At 70.3% G+C, this 16,897-nt stretch carries 17 protein-coding genes; 7 read left to right on the top strand and 10 right to left on the bottom strand.

Going from position 1 to position 16,897, the window contains the following annotated elements; translation table 11 throughout:
• The 5 genes from efeB to AB0I69_RS27730 form a co-directional block, all read right to left on the bottom strand.
• A complete protein-coding gene (efeB, locus tag AB0I69_RS27750) occupies positions 1-1,287 on the bottom strand; it encodes an iron uptake transporter deferrochelatase/peroxidase subunit (RefSeq protein ID WP_363098418.1) in 1,287 nt (428 codons plus the stop codon).
• A 7-nt stretch (positions 1,288-1,294) separates the two neighbouring features.
• A complete protein-coding gene (gene efeO, locus AB0I69_RS27745) occupies positions 1,295-2,431 on the bottom strand; it encodes an iron uptake system protein EfeO (protein ID WP_363098417.1) in 1,137 nt (378 codons plus the stop codon).
• 174 nt (positions 2,432-2,605) lie between these two features.
• Positions 2,606-3,424, bottom strand: coding sequence for a heme ABC transporter ATP-binding protein (locus AB0I69_RS27740; RefSeq protein WP_363098416.1), 819 nt, complete (start codon positions 3,422-3,424; stop codon positions 2,606-2,608).
• A gap of 235 nt (positions 3,425-3,659) precedes the next feature.
• On the bottom strand, positions 3,660-4,697 hold the full coding sequence (locus tag AB0I69_RS27735) for an iron ABC transporter permease (RefSeq protein ID WP_363098415.1): 1,038 nt from the start codon (positions 4,695-4,697) through the stop codon (positions 3,660-3,662).
• A complete protein-coding gene (locus AB0I69_RS27730) occupies positions 4,694-5,698 on the bottom strand; it encodes an ABC transporter substrate-binding protein (protein ID WP_363098414.1) in 1,005 nt (334 codons plus the stop codon). Before AB0I69_RS27730 ends, AB0I69_RS27735 begins: the two co-directional genes overlap by 4 nt.
• A gap of 129 nt (positions 5,699-5,827) precedes the next feature.
• On the opposite strand from AB0I69_RS27730, the gene AB0I69_RS27725 reads away from it, so the two are divergent.
• The 3 genes from AB0I69_RS27725 (at position 5,828) to AB0I69_RS27715 (ending at position 9,678) form a co-directional block, all read left to right on the top strand.
• Positions 5,828-7,267 (top strand): HtaA domain-containing protein, encoded by a 1,440-nt coding sequence (locus AB0I69_RS27725; RefSeq protein WP_363098413.1) that lies wholly within the window; start codon positions 5,828-5,830, stop codon positions 7,265-7,267.
• A gap of 75 nt (positions 7,268-7,342) precedes the next feature.
• Positions 7,343-8,842 (top strand): HtaA domain-containing protein, encoded by a 1,500-nt coding sequence (locus AB0I69_RS27720; protein ID WP_363098412.1) that lies wholly within the window; start codon positions 7,343-7,345, stop codon positions 8,840-8,842.
• 191 nt (positions 8,843-9,033) lie between these two features.
• On the top strand, positions 9,034-9,678 hold the full coding sequence (locus AB0I69_RS27715; RefSeq protein ID WP_363098411.1) for a PhzF family phenazine biosynthesis protein: 645 nt from the start codon (positions 9,034-9,036) through the stop codon (positions 9,676-9,678).
• Between the two features lie 2 nt (positions 9,679-9,680).
• On the opposite strand, the gene AB0I69_RS27710 is transcribed toward AB0I69_RS27715, so the two are convergent.
• Together AB0I69_RS27710 and map are read right to left on the bottom strand one after the other, a co-directional pair.
• Positions 9,681-10,328 carry a biliverdin-producing heme oxygenase gene (locus AB0I69_RS27710; protein WP_363098410.1) on the bottom strand — a complete coding sequence of 216 codons (648 nt, stop codon included), beginning with the start codon at positions 10,326-10,328 and terminating at the stop codon, positions 9,681-9,683.
• Between the two features lie 126 nt (positions 10,329-10,454).
• The gene (gene map / locus AB0I69_RS27705) at positions 10,455-11,312 is read right to left on the bottom strand and encodes a type I methionyl aminopeptidase (protein WP_363098409.1); all 858 of its coding nucleotides are present in this window, start codon (positions 11,310-11,312) and stop codon (positions 10,455-10,457) included.
• A gap of 58 nt (positions 11,313-11,370) precedes the next feature.
• Here map and AB0I69_RS27700 point away from each other — a divergent pair, with 58 nt between their 5' ends.
• Positions 11,371-11,601, top strand: coding sequence for a hypothetical protein (locus AB0I69_RS27700; protein ID WP_043686978.1), 231 nt, complete (start codon positions 11,371-11,373; stop codon positions 11,599-11,601).
• On the opposite strand, the gene AB0I69_RS27695 is transcribed toward AB0I69_RS27700, so the two are convergent.
• Both AB0I69_RS27695 and AB0I69_RS27690 read right to left on the bottom strand, forming a co-directional pair.
• The gene (locus AB0I69_RS27695) at positions 11,602-12,918 is read right to left on the bottom strand and encodes an MFS transporter (RefSeq protein WP_363098408.1); all 1,317 of its coding nucleotides are present in this window, start codon (positions 12,916-12,918) and stop codon (positions 11,602-11,604) included.
• A 281-nt stretch (positions 12,919-13,199) separates the two neighbouring features.
• Entirely contained in the window at positions 13,200-13,802 is a 603-nt protein-coding gene (locus AB0I69_RS27690; RefSeq protein ID WP_363098407.1) for a hypothetical protein, read from the bottom strand.
• 114 nt (positions 13,803-13,916) lie between these two features.
• Here AB0I69_RS27690 and AB0I69_RS27685 point away from each other — a divergent pair, with 114 nt between their 5' ends.
• The 3 genes from AB0I69_RS27685 (at position 13,917) to AB0I69_RS27675 (ending at position 16,023) form a co-directional block, all read left to right on the top strand.
• The gene (locus AB0I69_RS27685) at positions 13,917-14,999 is read left to right on the top strand and encodes a sialidase family protein (RefSeq protein ID WP_363098406.1); all 1,083 of its coding nucleotides are present in this window, start codon (positions 13,917-13,919) and stop codon (positions 14,997-14,999) included.
• Positions 15,000-15,036: 37 nt separating this feature from the next.
• Positions 15,037-15,789, top strand: a complete 753-nt coding sequence (gene npdG, locus AB0I69_RS27680; RefSeq protein WP_363098405.1) for an NADPH-dependent F420 reductase — start codon at positions 15,037-15,039, stop codon at positions 15,787-15,789.
• Between the two features lie 63 nt (positions 15,790-15,852).
• Positions 15,853-16,023 carry a hypothetical protein gene (locus AB0I69_RS27675; RefSeq protein WP_363098404.1) on the top strand — a complete coding sequence of 57 codons (171 nt, stop codon included), beginning with the start codon at positions 15,853-15,855 and terminating at the stop codon, positions 16,021-16,023.
• On the opposite strand, the gene AB0I69_RS27670 is transcribed toward AB0I69_RS27675, so the two are convergent.
• Positions 16,013-16,813 carry a site-2 protease family protein gene (locus AB0I69_RS27670; RefSeq protein ID WP_363098403.1) on the bottom strand — a complete coding sequence of 267 codons (801 nt, stop codon included), beginning with the start codon at positions 16,811-16,813 and terminating at the stop codon, positions 16,013-16,015. The genes AB0I69_RS27675 and AB0I69_RS27670 overlap by 11 nt on opposite strands.
• Between the last annotated feature and the right edge of the window lie 84 nt (positions 16,814-16,897).

Raw genomic sequence — 16,897 nt, 5'->3', positions numbered from 1 at the left:
CTACGACTCCTTCGCGTCCTTGGAGAACAGCGTGCTGCCCCACCAGTCGTCCTTGTCACGGACGCCCGGCGGGACGGCGAAGACCGCCGAACCCACGTGCTGGATGTACTCGTTGAGCGCGTCGGACGCCGACAGCTTCCGCTGCAATGGGATGAATCCCTTGCGTACGTCGCGCTGGTAGGCCAGGAAGAACAGGCCCGCGTCGAGACGGCCGAGGCCGTCGGTGCCGTCGGTGAAGGAGTAGCCCCGGCGCAGGATCGTGACCCCGCTGTTGGAGTCGGGGTGCGCGAGCCGGACGTGCGCGTCGGGCTTCATCGCCTTCAGGAACGGCGGGTCGTGCTCCTTCGCCTTGCCGACGGCCGCGCCCTCGCCCTTGTCCCGGCCGAAGACGTCCTCCTGCTCCTGCAGCGAGGTTCGGTCCCAGGTCTCGATGTTCATCCGGATGCGCCGGGCGACGAGATACGAACCCCCGGTCATCCAGGCCGAGTTCGCGCTGTTGTCGCCCTCGCCCACCCACACGAACTTCTTCAGCCGGTCCGTCTCCGTCCCCGCGATGTTGCGGGTGCCGTCCTTGAACCCCATGAGATTGCGCGGGGTTTGAGCCCCCGGGGTCGTCGACGACGTTTTCCCGAAGCCGAGTTGGGACCAGCGGATGGCGACCTTGCCGAAGCCGATGCGGGCCAGGTTGCGGATTGCGTGCACGGCGACCTGCGGATCGTCCGCACAGGCCTGCACACAAAGGTCGCCGCCCGTACGGGACTTGTCGAAGTTCTCGCCGGGGAACTGCGGCAGATCGACGAGGGCGTCGGGACGACTGCCCTTAAGCCCGAAGTGGTCGAAGAACCCCGGCCCGAAGCCGATGGTGAGGGTCAGCCGCGAGGGTTTCAGCCCCAGCGCCTCACCGGTGTCGTCCGGCGGAGCCTCGGCGAGCCCGCCGTAGGCCCCCTCGCCGACCGCGTGCCCGCCGGTCATCCGCCGGGCGGCGGCCGTCCAGTCCTTCAGCAGCTGTACGAACTCGGCGCGGTCGTCGGTCTTCACGTCGAACGCGGCGAAGTGCAGCCGGTCCTGCACGGGCGTGGCGATGCCCGCCTGGTTGGCGCCGTGGAACGCGACCGCGGCACCGGTGTCGGCGCCCGCCGGATCGACGTCCTCACCGACACGGGTCATCGCCACCGCACCACCGGCCGCGACGGCACCGAGCGCGAGCCCGGCACCGCCCCACCCGATGAGCGAACGACGGGACGGCGAACCGCTCCCCTGGACTTCGCTCTCCTGAACTTCGGTCATTTCAGGCCTACTTCACGACGGCGGCGGCGAGCTTGGACAGCGGCTCCGCAAGGGCGTTGACCGCGTCCGACAGCTCCTTGCGCTGATCCGCGGTGACCTTGTCGTACGACACGAAGCCGTCGGAGGTCGAGGTCGAGCGGTACTTGTCGAGCAGCGTGTTCAACGCGGCGAACTGCTTGTCCAGTTCGGTGGTCAGCGCCGCGTCGTTCTTCTGGGCGACCGGCTTGAGCAGCTCGTACGCCTTCTGCGCGCCCTCGACGTTGGCCTTGAAGTCGCTCAGGTCGGTGTGCGAGTAACGGTCCTCCTCGCCGGTGACCTTGCCGGTGGCGACCTCGTCGAGGAGTTCCTTGGCACCGTTGGCCATGGAGGTCGGGGTGATCTCGGCCTTGCCGACGCGCTTCTGCCAGTCCTTCAGATCGGTGACCAACTCGGCGGCGAGGGCCTTCTGTTCGGCACCGATCTTCTTGTCCTGCCACAGCGCCTTCTCCAGCGCGTGCCAGCCGGTCCACTTCTGGCCCTTCTCCAGGCCGTCGGCGCGGGTGTCGGTCTTGGGGTCGATGTCCCCGAACGACTCGGCGATCGGCTCGGTGGCCTCCCAGCCGACGCGGGAGGGCGCGTAGGCGTTCTTGGCGGCCTCGATGTTCCCGGCCTTGATGGCGTTCGCGAAGGTCTCCACCTTCGGGATCGTCGCGTCGGCCTGCTCCTGCGCGTACTCGCGGTAGGCGGCGACGGCCGCGTCCAGCTTCGGATCACGCTTGGCGACCGAGCCGCCGGTGACGGTCAGCTTCTGCCGTACGCCGTGCCCCTTCATCCCCGGCCGGCAGGCGATCTCGTACGACCCGGCCTTCACCTCGGCGGTCAGCGTGTACTTGGTCCCCGGCCCGATGTTCTCCTTCTCGGAGACGATCCGGTCGTCCGGGAAGAGGATCTCGACCTCGGTCGCCTTCGAGCCGGTGTTCGCGATCTTCAGCGTGACCTGACCGGCCGGGATCGACTTGGCCGAGGTCGTGCACTTGGAGTCGGCCGCGGTCACCTGGATCGCGTCGCCGTCCTTGGCGTCGCTCTTCGCGGTGCACGCCGTGACGGCGGTCAGTGCGGCCGCGGCGGCGACAGCGGTGACGACGGGAAGTCGGACGGCACGCATGCAGGCTCCAAGCGAGGGTGTGTGATGAGGCAGTGTGGTGAGGCTGCCCTAACTTACCTGAGGCTTACCTCACTCATACCCGCCCGGGTGGGCATTCACCGCCCACAGAAAAATCACAGACACGGCTTGATCTCGACGGCGAAAAACGCACACCAAGGGATGGTCAAGAGAGAGTCAAGCGTGGCGCCGCGGAGCGACGACGACCACTCCTGTGCGCGGATGCGGAAAGACCTCAACCGGCTGGTCGTAGACGTCCGAAAGCAACTCCTCGGTGAAAACGTCCCCCGGCGGACCGTCGGCGGCGACACGACCGGCGCGCAGGATCGCGACCCGGTGCGCATAGGCGGCGGCCAGCGCCAGATCGTGCAGCACCACGACCACCGCGTCCCCCGCGTGCGCCCTTTCCCGGCACAGCCGCAGGACCAGTTCCTGATGCCGGAGATCGAGCGCGGCCGTCGGCTCGTCGAGCAGCAGCAGGGGCGCCCGCTGGGCGAGCACCCGGGCGAGCGCGACCCGGGCCCGCTCACCACCACTGAGCGCCGAGAACGGCCGTAGCGCGAAGTCCGTGACCTCCGCCCGTGCCATCGCCTCCACCACGGCGAGGTCGTCCTCGGCGGGGGAGGTGGCGTGGGGTGCTCGCCCCATCCGTACGACGTCCTCGACAGTGAACGGGAAGGAGAGCGTGGCCGATTGGGGAAGTACGGCCCGGCGCAGGGCGAGTTCGGGCGCGGACCACTCGGTGGAGGGCCGACCATGGATCCGTACGACTCCGGCGGCGGCCGGGAGATCCGCGGCGAACGCCCCCAACAGCGTTGATTTACCAGCCCCGTTGGGCCCGACGAGGGCGAGCACCTCACCGGCGCGGACGGGCACGGAGACGCCGCGCAGCACGCTGCGCCGGCCGAGGTTGACGTGCAGGTCCTCGGCCTCGGCGAGGATGTCGCCCGGTTCGGCGGGGGTGGGGGGCGCGGGGCGGCTACGGAGGAGTCTCATGTGCCGGCTCCTTGTGGGTGGGGGATGGGGGCTGTTCGGCACCGCCGGGATGGTTCGCGGGGGTTGGGCGTCGTGGCGGCGGAGGAGAGTTGGCGGGCGGTGGAGAACTGACGGCCGGAGCAGAAGGGGCGCGGGGCTGTATCTGATGTGCGGCTACCGCCGCGTGGGCGCGACCAGCCCCCACCGGCCCGCAGCCCCCAACGCGCATCCAGTGGCAGTCTCGGGGGGATCCGGTTCACGCCCAACCCCCTTGCCTGCGCCGCGTCCTGCGCAGCAGCCAGAAGAAGAACGGGCTGCCGAGCAGTGCCGTGAGGACGCCCAGCGGGAGTTCCGCCGGAGCCGCGACCGTGCGGGCCGTCAGGTCCGCCGCCAGCAGCACCAGCGCGCCGAGCAGCGCACTCGCCGGGATCAGGAACCGGTGGCCGGGCCCCGCCGCCATCCGCAGCAGATGCGGTACGACCAGGCCCACGAAGCCGACGATCCCCGAGACGCTGACCGCCGCCGCCGTGAGCAGGGCGATGACCAGGACCAGGACGATCCGGAGCCGTTCGACGTCGACTCCCAAGTGCCGGGCGGGGCGTTCACCGAGGGCCAGGAGGTCCAACCGGCCCGCGTGGAACGGCGCGAGGGCCAGGCCGACCGCCGCGCACGGCAGGACCGCGAGGACCTTGGGCCAGGTCGCCTGGGAGAGCGAGCCCAGCTGCCAGAAGGTGATCTGGTTGACGGCCGCGGTGTCCGCGAAGAACAGGAACAGGCCGATCAGCGCGCCCGCGAACGCGTTCAGCGCGATCCCGGTGAGGATCAGCGTCACGACCTCCGTACGACCGCCCGAGCGCGACATCGCGTAGACCAGCAGGACCGTCGCGAGCCCCGTCACGAACGCCACCGCCGACACCGTCCAGGTGCCGAGGAAGTCGAGCCCGAGCGCGATCACCGCGACCGCGCCCACCGCCGCACCCGAGGACACCCCGATGACCCCGGGCTCGGCGAGCGGATTCCCGAACACGCCCTGCATCAACGCCCCCGCGCAGCCGAGCGAGGCGCCGACGAGCAGGGCGAGCGCGATCCGGGGGAAGCGGACGTTCCACAGGACGGACTCCGGTACCCGGTCCAAGGCCCCGCCTCCGAGCCCCAGTCGGTGCTGCACCGACGACAGCACGTCCCCCGTCGGGATCGGATACGCGCCAAGACCCGCCGCCACCGGGACGAGCACAAGCAGGGCCACCACCAGCCCGACGGTGAGCAGCCAGGCGGTGCTGTGCTCGCGTCTCACTTGGTGTCGTCCCCGTACAACTGGTCCACGATCGACTTGAGTACCTGATCGGTGCGCGGCCCGTAGTTGAGCAGCACCCCGTCCTCGATCGACACGACCCGCCGGTTCATCCCGGCCGGGGTCTGCGCGACACCCGGGATCTTCACCAGCCCGTCCACCCCGCCGACGGACTCAAGTCCCTTGGTCATGACGAGAATCGCGTCCGGCGCGGCCTTCGCCAGCGCCTCGGTGGTGATCGCCGTGAAGTCCTGCCTCAGCCCCGACTCCGCGCCCGCGTCGACCGCCCCGGCCGCCTCCAGGAGCGAGGTCGCACCCGATCCCTTGCCCCCCATGAGATACACGGAGGCGGACCCGCGCAGATACAGGAACGCGACCCGCGGCTTCTCCTTGTGCGCCGGAATCGCCTTGCGCACGGCGGTGATCCGCTCCTCCGAGCGCTTGGTCAGCTCCTTGCCGGCGGCCGTTACACCGAGCGCGTCGGCCACCGCCTGGATCCGCGGGCCCACATCGTCCAGCCCCTGCGCCGGATCGACGACCAGCACCGGGACGCCGGCGGCACGGATCTGACCCATGGCCTCGGACGGCCCGGTGGTCTTCTCGGCGAGGACGAGGTCGGGCTTCAGCGACAACACGCTCTCGGCGGAGACATCGTGGTTGCGGGTGACCAGCGGGAGTTCCGCGGCCTGTTGGAAGGTGGCGGTGATGTCCCGGGCCACGACCCGGTCGCCGAGCCCGAGCGTGAACACGATCTCGCTGAGGCTGCCGGAGAGCGGCACGACGCGCCGCGCCTTGTCGACGGTGACCTTCTTGCCGTCCGCCGACCTTACGGTGACCGGGAGTTGGGGTTCCGGGGTGTCGGTCAGCGGCTGCACGCGGTTGGCGGTGGCGGCGGTCGTCGAGGACGCCGTGGCCGCGGAGGTGCCGGAGCCACCGCATCCGGTGAGCGTGAGCGCGAGCACGGACAACAGTGCTCCCGCCAGTCGTGTGCGCAAGCGTGGCACGGTCCCGCCCGTCTCTCTCGGTCCTTCGGACACTGTCGGTTCTCCCCGGCACTGTCGTTTCTGGTGAGGAAAGCTTAGGTTAGCCTTACCTTTGTTCGCTACCGGCAGTCGTCACCGGAGGACTCAGCCATGCCCGCGCGTCTGAAAGCCCTGGTAGCCGTGGTGTGCACGGCCGTCCTGGGCGCCCTGCTCCCGGCGGCCCTCGCTCACGCCGAGAGCCGTACCGTGCAGGGCGGGCGGCTCGACTGGGGCATCAAGTCCTCGTTCCAGAGCTATGTCACCGGCCCCATAGCGAACGGGAGTTACTCCCTCAGCGGCGGCGCGGCGACCGTGGGCAGCAGCCAGTTCCGCTTCCCGTCGGCGACGGGTTCGTACGACGGCTCGACGGGCGCGTTCCGCTCGTCCTTCGCGGGCGGGGTGCACTTCGTCGGCCACAGGAAGACCGACGGCAGCTACGAGCTGGACCTCACCCTGAGCCGCCCCACGGTCCGTATCTCCGGCTCCACCGGCACGCTCTACCTGGACGTCACCAGCAAGGCGAAGGGCACCGGGACGGTCACGACGTTCTCGCAGGTGCCCTTCGCCTCCCTCGCGCTGCGCGGCATCAACATGAAGGCCGGCGACGTCACCGGGATCGTCCTCAACGGCATGCCCGCCACGCTCACCGCGCAGGGCGCCAAGTCCTTCGCCGGCTACTACACGGCCGGCACCGTGCTGGACCCGGTGAGCCTCTCGGTCGACGTCAAGGCCGCAGCCGCCAGGACCGCCACGCACACTCCGACACCGACCAAGTCCGCCGCGAAGAAGGAGACTTCAAGCGGCGCGATCGAGGACGGCGCCGTCGACTGGGGTGTGCGCCGCACCTTCCGGGAGTACGTCACCGGCGACATCGCCAAGGGCAAGTGGACGCTCTCGGCAGGAGCCGAGGACGGCGGCGCCCTCTTCCGCTTCCCCGAGGGTGAAGGGACATACAAGAGCGGGGAGTTGACGGCCTCGTTCAAGGGAGCGGTGCGCTTCACCGGCGCGCAGGGCCTCGACCTGAAGCTCAGCGGAGTCCGGGCGACGGTCAAGGACGGCAAGGGCACGCTCTACGCCGATGTCGCCGCCGCCGACGTCACCGGCGCCGACTTCACCGGCAAGAAGGTCCCGTTGGTCACCTTCACCGCCGGGAACCTCAAGGCGGTCAAGGGGCTCGCGAAGGTCACCGAGGCGCCCGCGAAACTCACCGCGCAGGGTGCCAAGGCCTTCGGCGGGATGTACCAGGCGGGCACCGCCATGGACCCGGTGTCCCTGGCCGTCGCCCTCACCGACGACGCGAAGTTGCCCGCGCTACCGGACCTCGGCACCACGCCCGCGGCGACCGCGACCCAGGAACAGTCGGCCCACCCCTCGATGTCCGCGGTACCGGTCGCCGACAACTCCGCCGGTGACAACGGCACTTCGGCCGCGCTGCCGATCGGCCTGGCGGCCGGTGGCCTGCTGGTGGTGGCCGCGCTGTCGGTGCTGGTCGTCCGCAGGCGCGGCACCCGCCGCCCGGCCGCCGAAAGCGCATCGCCGGAAGCGGAGTAACTCCTCCTACCCGGTTACCCGGTCCGCGTGCTGGCGGACCATCCACCCACCTCCACCTCAAGGAGAACCACGGCCATGCCCGTCAGACGCCCTCGACTTTCCTTCGCCCTCGCCGCGGCCGTCGCGACCGCCGCCGCGTTCGGTGCCACGGCGCTCGCCACGACCACCGCGTCGGCGGCCGAAGTCCCGCTCAGCGGCTACGAGTTGACCTGGGGCATCAAGCAGTCGTACCGCACGTACGTGACCGGCGTCGCGCTCGGCTCCTTCACCGCAGCCGACGGCGCCTCACAGGCCGCCGACAACGGCGCGTTCACGTTCACCGACGGAACGGGCACCTACGACACCACCGGCCACACCCTGCACCTCACCTTCAAGGGCACGGTCACCGCCAAGTCGACGCTGCACGGCTTCGTGCGGGAGATGTCCGACTTCCAGTACGACAGCGCGGCGGGCACCCTCACCGCCGACCTGGTCTCGAACGGCGGCACGAAGCAGCAGGACGTGACGCTCGCGACGGTCGCCGCACCGACGAGCCAGGACCTGAAGAACCTGGCCACCACACTCACCGCGGCGGCGGGCACGTTCCTCGGCAGCGACTCGTACGCGAACGCGGCCGGAGACCCGCTCTCGGCGGCCAAGCCGACGTCGACGACGTCCCCGACCCCGTCCAACTCGTCGACGGAATCGGCATCCGCGTCCCCCACCCCCACCCCCACTCCCACCGGGACGGCCACCCCGAGCACGCCCCCGTCCACCACGCCCTCCGACAGCGCGAGCCCCTCGGACACCGCCTCCGAACCGGCCGCCACCAAGGGCGACATCGCGGACGGCAAGCTCAACTGGGGCGTCAAGGAGTCCTTCCGCTCCTACGTCGTGGGCAGCGTCGCCAACGGCAGGATCACGACGTCGGCCGGCGCGTCCCAGGCGGCAGGCAACGGCGTCTTCACCTTCACGGGCGCGACCGGCACCTACGACACCGACGCCGACACCCTCTCCGCCGCCTTCGAGGGCGCGGTGAACTTCAAGGGCCATGAGGACAACGGCACTTACGGCCTCGACCTCACCTTCACCGACCTCAAGGCGACCCTCGACAACGGCTCCGGCAAACTGACGGCGGACGTGACGAGCCTGGGCGAGAAGTCCGAGGACGTGGTCCTGGCCGACCTGAAGTCCGACTCGACCGACCTCACCGCGAAGAACGACGTCATCACCCTCGACGACGTCACCACCACCTTGACCGCGGCCGGCGCGAAGGCCTTCGGCGGCTTCTACCAGACCGGCGCCGCACTCGACCCGCTGGACCTCTCGGTGGCCCTCACGGCGGACGCCGACCTCCCCTCGGACAACTCGTCGTCGACGACCGGCACGAGCTCTTCCGACACCTCCGCCAACTCCGGTACGACAGGCTCGACTTCGGGCGGCGTCACCGGCTCCACGACGGGCGGCGTGAACGACTCGCTGGCCTCGACAGGCTCCGACATCCCGGTGGCGGCACTGGGCACGGCAGCGGCGGTGACCGTGGCGGCGGGCGCGGGCGTGGTGTTCGCGGTGCGCAGGCGGCGTACGGAGGCGTAGGACTGTCCCATTGCCCGCGGGTCCGCCGTGGCTGGTCGCGCCCACGCGGCGGAGCCGCACATGGACACAGCCCCGCGCCCCTTCGGAGCGCGGCGGAACTGGACCGGACTTCGACGGACCCGCTCGGCCCCTCCCCGGCGGAGCCCCGACCTGGGATGACCTCGCCGCCCGAACGGTGTTTGAATGCCACCGTGACTGACTACGACGTACTGCGTGTCTTCTGCGGTCCCAGCGGCGGATACGGCAACGAACTCGGCGTCGTCCGCGAGGGTTCCGTCATGCCGGACCCGGACGAGCGGCAGGTGTTCGCCGGGAAACTCGGCTTCAGCGAGACGGTGTTCGTCGACGACCCCGAGCGCGGAGTCATCGACATCTACACCCCGACCACGCGCCTGCCCTTCGCCGGCCACCCCTGCGTCGGCACGGCCTGGCTCCTGGACATACCTGAACTGGTCACCCCCGCGGGCATAGTTGGCGCCCGCCTGGACGGCGAGTTCAGCTGGATCGAGGCCCTCCCGGAGTGGGCCCCGCCCCGCACCCTCCGCCAGTACGCCACCGCCCCCGAGGTCGACGCCCTCCCCGTCCCCCCGCCCGGCGAGTGGATCTACGCCTGGGCCTGGGAGGACGAAGCAGCGGGCCGTATCCGCGCCCGAGCCTTCCCCGGCCGCGACGACGGCATCCACGAGGACGAGGCGACGGGCGCGGCGGCGTTGCTGTTGACCGACCAGTTGGGCAGGGCTCTCAACATCACGCAGGGGGCGGGCTCTCAGATACTTACGGCTCCGCAGCCGGGGGGTTGGGTGGAGGTCGGGGGACGGGTGTTCCTGGAGCGCTAGCGTCAGGCGCTCAGAGGAAACTCGTCACCCAAGTCCCGGAACACCCCGGTGTTCAGGGCGAACGCCTTCTTGCACTCCGCCACGATCCGCTGCTTCTCCAGATCGTCGACCTGGATGCCGTCCAGCAGTTCGCGGTAACCCCGCTTGAACGCGGCGGGGTTACCGATCCCCTCGAACACATAGAACCGCACCCCGTCCCCCCGCCGCGCGAACCCCCACGTCCGCTCCGCCTTGTCCCGGATGATCTGCCCGCCGGAGAGGTCCCCGAGGTAACGCGTGTAGTGGTGAGCGATGTACCCGGCAGGCCACGACTCCGCGCACTCCCGCACCCGTTCCGCGTAGGCCCGCGTCGCGGGAAGCGCAGTCAACCCCGCGCGCCAGTCCGCACCCCGCAGATGCTCAAGGTCCCGCTCCAGCGCAGGCAGCCGGAACAACTCGGCCCGGATGAACGCCCCGGCCACCGAATCCGCCGCGAGGCGCTCCGCACCGGTCTCCAACGCCTCGTAGACGAACCACAGTTGCTCGGTGTACCGGGCGTACGCGTCCACGCCCAGCCGGCCGCCGAGCAGATCGCTCATGAAGGTGGAGGTCTCGGCCTCCACGTGCTGTTCGTGGGACGCGGTGCGGATGACTGTCGAGAAGGAGTCCATGGGCCTATCCTCTAAGGTAAGGCTTACCTAAGTCAACAGGGTTACCGACACCCTGTCGGTAAAAGCGTACAAGAAAAACGGCCCGCTCCACGAGGGCAGCGAGCCGCTTTCACCAGTACGGGAGGCCTACGGCAGCGTCAGAACCTCCGCCCCCGTCTCCGTCACCACCAACGTGTGCTCGAACTGCGCCGTCCGCTTCCGGTCCTTCGTGACGACCGTCCACCCGTCGTCCCACATGTCGTACTCGTACGTCCCCAGCGTCAGCATCGGCTCGATCGTGAACGTCATCCCGGGCTGGATGACCGTCGTCGCGTGCGGGCTGTCGTAGTGCGGGACGATCAGGCCGGAGTGGAAGGACGAGTTGATGCCGTGGCCGGTGAAGTCCCGGACCACGCCGTACCCGAAGCGCTTGGCGTACGACTCGATGACCCGGCCGATGATGTTGATCTGGCGGCCGGGACGGACCGCCTTGATCGCGCGGTCCAGGGACTCGCGGGTGCGCTCCACCAGCAGCCGCGACTCCTCGTCGACGTCACCGACCAGGTACGTCGCGTTGTTGTCGCCGTGCACCCCGCCGATGTACGCCGTCACGTCGAGGTTGATGATGTCGCCGTCGCACAGCACCGTGGAGTCCGGAATGCCGTGGCAGATCACCTCGTTGAGCGAGGTGCACAGGGACTTGGGGAAGCCGCGGTAGCCGAGCGTCGACGGATAGGCGCCGTGGTCGCACATGTACTCGTGCGCCACCCGGTCGAGTTCGTCCGTGGTCACACCCGGCGAGATGACCTTCGCGGCCTCCGCCATCGCCCGCGCGGCGATCCGCCCGGCGATCCGCATCGCCTCGATCGTCTCGGGGGTCTGCACCTCCGGCCCCGTGTACGGGGTCGGCGCGGGCTTGCCGACGTACTCGGGGCGACGGATGTTTCCGGGCACGGAACGGATGGGAGAGAGCTCCCCTGGTACGAGCAGCGACTGGCCAGACATGCCAGCGAGTCTAACCAGCGGACATGGGGGAACATGGCCGTAGGGAAAGGAGCCGTTGATGGCCCTGTTCAAGAAGCGCACGGTCGGGAAGCCCGGCGAGTGGTACTACTGCCTCGAACACAAGAAGGTCGAGGAGGGGCCGGAGTGCCCCGCCAAGGACCGCTTCGGGCCGTACGCCACCCGCGCGGAGGCCGAGCACGCGATGGAGACGGCCCGCGAGCGCAACCTGGAGTGGGAGAACGACCCCAAGTGGCACGACGCCACGAAGGGGAGTGCCGAGGACGACTGATCAGGCGTTGGCGGAGGCTGTGGCGGCCCGCTGCGCCTTCAGCCGTAGCGCGTGCTCGTCCGTCCGCGCGTCGTACGACATCAGCTTCGGCAGTCCTACGGCCAGCAGCCCCACCGCGCCCACGCACATCAGCCCGCCCGCCCATACCGACGTCCGCACCCCGGTCAGCGCGGCCATGCCGCCCGACCTGACCTGACCCAGCTGCGGGCCCACCGAGTAGGACAGCAGCTCGATCCCGGCGAGCCGGCCGCGCAGCTCGTCCGGGATCGTCTGGTTCCACATGACCCCGCGGAAGATGCCGCTGACCATGTCGCAGCCGCCGGCGACGGTGAGGAACAGCAGCACCAGCCACACGTTGCCCACGGCACCCGCGCAGGCGATCGCCGCGCCCCACAGCGCCGCCGCCAGCACCACCATCCGCCCGTGCCGGTGGACCCGCGAGGTCCAGCCACTGGTCACACTCACCAGCAGGGCACCGGCCGGGACCGTCGAGTACATCAGCCCCAACGACCACTCGGCGTGCAGGTCGTCCGCGAGGAACGGCAGCACCGCCAACGGCATCGCGAAGAACATCGCCGCGACGTCGATGGCGTACGTCCCGAGGAGTTCCTTGCGGCTCCACGCGTACCGGGCGCCCTCCGCGATCGACCGCAGCGACGGTTTCTGCGCCTCGTGGGCGCCAGGGGAGGCGGCGATACGGAAGATCAGGACGACGGATATGACGAACGTCAGCGTGTCCGCCGCGAACGCGTAGGGCAGCCCCGCGAACGCCACGACCACCCCCGCCAGCGCCGGGCCGGTGACCCCGCCGACCGTCCAGCGCAGGGAGTTGAGCGCAGACGCGGCCGTCATGTGCTCGTGCGCCACGATCCGCGGCCACAGCGAGCCCAGCGCGGGCCGCTGGATCGAACCGAGCACGGAGGTCAGGGCGGCGAAGACATACAGCGGCCAGACAGCGGGGTGCGGCAACAACGAGTTGAACAGCAGCGCCCCGCAGAGCACGCCCTGTCCGACCTCGGTCCAGACGATCAGCTTCCGCTTGTCCCACGCGTCGGCGAGCGCACCGCCGTAGAGCCCGAAGACGATGAGAGGGACCAGTTCTACGGCGCCGACCGCGCCCACCGCCGCCGCGGAGTCGGTGAGTTCCTTGATCTGCACCGGGAGCGCGACGAACGTCAGGAAATTCCCGAAGTTCGAGACCAGCCCCGCGAGCCAGAGCCTGCGGAAGTCGGCGGAGGCATGCCAGGGGGCCAGGTCGGGGAGGAGGGCGCGGAGGCCCGTGGGGGGTTCGGCGGGGGGATCGGGGCTGTCGGTCACGAGGGGCAATGGTCGGGGTGGGGTGCGGGGGTGGCAACCGGATTTTTCGCGGGTCGTGTTGTGGGGGTGACTGGATTTGTCGGGGTGTCTGGGTGTCGGTGGGTGGGTGGCTGGCTGGCGGTGCGCAGGCGGGTGGGCGGCAGCGGGGGGCGAGCGGCGGGCAGGCGAGCAGCGGGCGTTCGGTGGCCGGGCGGCGTAGGGGAGTCGGCGGTGACGACCTGGTACCGCTTTTCTCGTCCACCTCTCAACTGGCCGAGACGGATGGGCGGGTGGGAAAACCGTTACCAAGGGGCAGGCGGCGGTGCCGTCAACTGGTCGGTCAGGTGCGACAGTCGGTCACGGAAACGTCGCCGGCCCCGTGTCACCGGCAGTACATTCTCCCCGGCCGCCGCGCTCACCAGGTGCTGCACGGTGTCCAGGTCCAGGTCCGTGCCCTCCGGTACGGCGAGCGACTCGTGGGCCAGGGAGGCCAGTTCACGGTTCTCCGAGCCGAGGGAGAGGACGGTCGCCCCGGCCCGGCGGGCATCGTGCACCCGTTCCAGGAGCGGGTCACCGGGACCCTCCGGCGACACGACCAACAGCGTCTCGCCACGCCGGGCCGCCTCGATCCGCCCGAGCCCGACGGCCAGATGAGCCGGATCGGAGGGGCGCGCGGCATGCCGTACGAGAGTCGGAGCCAGCTCCGGCGTACCGGACCAGGCGGCCTCGTCGACCAGATGGGCCGCGAGATGCCACGGCTCGTACGCGGGCGTGCCCACCAGCAGCAGCCCGCCGCCGTGCGACACCACGGACCCGCGCAGCACCCCCGCGAACCGTCGCGTGGCCCCCAACCACTCGGTCCCGGCGAGCACTTCACGAAGCAGCGCGACCCGTACGGCGTCCATGTCCGCGCATCCTGCCGCAACCGGCCACTCGTGACGTGGAGTTCACCACGAATTCGCCCGACTTGGGGATGGTGCGGGCTCATCGGTCCCACTCGTCGCACAGGGAGTCAACTCATGACAGACGCCGCAGACGTCACCGTCCCCTTCGTCGCGGGCCAAGGCGGCTACGCGAGTTACCGGATCCCGGCGGTGGTGGTGACCTCCGCCGGTACCCTCCTCGCCTTCTGCGAGGGGCGGGTCGACTCCGCCAGCGACCACGGCCACATCGACATCGTCCTGCGGCGCTCCACGGACGGCGGCCGGACCTGGGGCCCGCTCACCGTCGCCGCCGACAACGGCAGCGACCTCGCGGGCAACCCCGCCCCCGTCGTCCTGGACACCGGCCGCATCCTGCTCGTCCACGTCCGCTCGGCCGCGACCGCCAGCGAGGACGCCATCCTGCGCGGCAAGGTGAAGCCGGCCGACGGGCGCCGGGTCTGGGTGCGGTACAGCGACGACGACGGCGTCACCTGGTCGAGCCCGAAGGAGATCACCGCGCAGGTGAAGAAGCCGGAGTGGCGCTGGTACGCCACCACCCCCGGGCACGCGATCCAACTGAGCACCGGCCGCGTGGTCGTCCCCGGCAACCACACGGTCCCGCCGGCCGGCACCGACGTCGGCAACGAGGGCAAGTACAACAGCGGCCACTGCCTGCTCAGCGACGACAAGGGCGAGACCTGGTACCTCGGCTACGTCGACGAGAACACCGACGGCTACATCAACTGCAACGAGACCACCGCCGCCGAACTCCCGGACGGGCGCGTCTACTTCAACACCCGCAACGACTCGACGTCCCCCGGCAACCGCGCCGACGCGCACTCGGCGGACGGCGGCAGGACCCTCGTGAAGCCCTTCCGCCCCCAGGCCGGCCTCGCCGCCCCCGTCTGCGAGGCGAGCGTCCTCCAACTCCGCGACCCCGACGTGCTGTTGTACTCCGGCCCCGGCGACCCGGCCGCCCGCGCCCTGATGACCCTGCGCGCATCGGCCGACGGCGGCACCACCTGGCGCCCCGTCCACACGGTCGACGGCCTGCCCGCCGCCTACTCCGACCTCGTGCGGATCGACGCCGACACGGTCGGACTCCTCTACGAGACCGGGGACTTCGGCGCGTACGAGACGATCACCTTCCGGCGGGTCCCCGTGACGGACCTCACCTGAGCCGATGCGGGCGCGGAGGCGGACGTAAAGTCGGCCCATGACCTCTACCGACAGCGCTGCACAGACTCCCGCGACGGCCCCCGCGACGGCCTCCGGGACCGCTCCCGCGAAGGCCCCCGCCAAGGACCCGTGGGACCTCCCCGACGTCTCCGGACTGGTCGTCGGCGTGCTCGGCGGGACCGGGCCGCAGGGCAAGGGCCTCGCCTACCGGCTCGCCAAGGCCGGCCAGAAGGTGATCATCGGCTCCCGCGCCACCGACCGCGCGCAGGCCGCCGCCGACGAACTCGGCCACGGGGTCGAGGGCGCCGACAACGCCGAGACCGCGCGCCGTAGCGACGTCGTGATCGTCGCCGTGCCCTGGGACGGCCACGGCAAGACCCTGGAGTCGCTGCGCGAGGAACTGGCCGGGAAGCTCGTCGTGGACTGCGTGAACCCGCTCGGCTTCGACAAGAAGGGCGCCTACGCGCTGAAGCCGGAGGAGGGCAGCGCCGCCGAACAGGCCGCCGCCCTGCTGCCCGACTCACGCGTCGCCGCCGCCTTCCACCACCTGTCGGCGGTGCTGCTGATGGACACGGAGATCGCCGAGATCGACACCGACGTGATGGTGCTGGGCGAGGAGCGCGCCGACGTCGAGATCGTGCAGGCACTGGCCGGCCGTATCCCCGGCATGCGCGGTGTCTTCGCCGGGCGGCTGCGCAACGCCCACCAGGTGGAGTCCCTGGTCGCGAACCTGATCTCCGTCAACCGCCGCTACAAGGCGCACGCGGGACTGCGCGTCACGGACGTCTGAGCGGGTGGGGGACACTGGTGACCGCCCAGCAGTGTCCCCCCGCCCTCGACAGGAGCCGATCCCATGCCCCGCCTCGCCCTCTACGCCCTCGTCGTCTGCCTGCTCGCCGTGGCCGCCGCGGTCGTCTCCTTCGTACAGGGCAACTTGATCGGGATCGTGTGGGTGCTGCTCGCGGGCCTCTCGTCCAACATGTGCTGGTACTACCTGAAGCGCGGGCGGTCGGTCACCCGCTGATCGAGCAGTACTGGTCGGTGCTCTGCCAGAAGCGGTACAGGTTCTGACCGCAGTAGGTGTCGACGTCGCTGATGCCGAGGCCGCGCAGGATCGCGTCGATCGCGTCGAAGAAGTGCGTGTTGATCGACGGCACCCACAGCAGCGCGAACACGAACAGCAGGCCGAACGGCGCGAACGGCGCCACCTGCCGCTTGATGTTGTACGACAGCCAGGGCTCGATCACGCCGTAGCCGTCCAGGCCCGGCACCGGCAGGAAGTTCAGGATCGCGGCCGTGACCTGGAGCAGCGCGAGGAACGCCAGCGCGAACTCGAAGTCCCGCGGCACCCCGTCGAGGGAGTGCAGCCAGAACGGCGCGGTGCAGGCCACCGCGAACAGCACGTTCGTCAGCGGGCCGGCCGCCGAGATCAGGCTGTGCTTCCAGCGGCCCTGGATGCGGTTCCGCTCGATGAACACCGCGCCACCGGGCAGACCGATGCCGCCCATGATGACGAAGATCACGGGGAGCACGATGCTGAGCAGCGCGTGCGTGTACTTCAGCGGGTTGAGGGTGAGATAGCCCTTCTCGCCGACCGAGATGTCACCGCTGTGCAGGGCGGTGCGCGCGTGCGCGTACTCGTGCAGGCACAGGGAGACGATCCAGGCCGCCGTCACGAACAGGAACACGGCGATGCCCGGCCGCTCGGAGAACCCGGTCCAGGTGGCCCAGCCGGTCACCGCCGTGACGGCCAGGATCCCGACGAAGACGGGGCTGACCCGCCGGTCGCCGGTGCGGGTGGTGGTGGCGGTCATGGGGACGGGCTCCCTGCTGGGTCGGTGGACGCGAAGCCCGACGGTACCGGGCACAGGGGGAAAACGTCTCGCGAGCGGCCGTCG

The sequence above is a fragment of the Streptomyces sp. NPDC050508 genome (assembly GCF_040655155.1).
Classification (GTDB): Bacteria; Actinomycetota; Actinomycetes; order Streptomycetales; family Streptomycetaceae; genus Streptomyces.
This window is presented reverse-complemented; position numbering and strand designations above follow the sequence as displayed.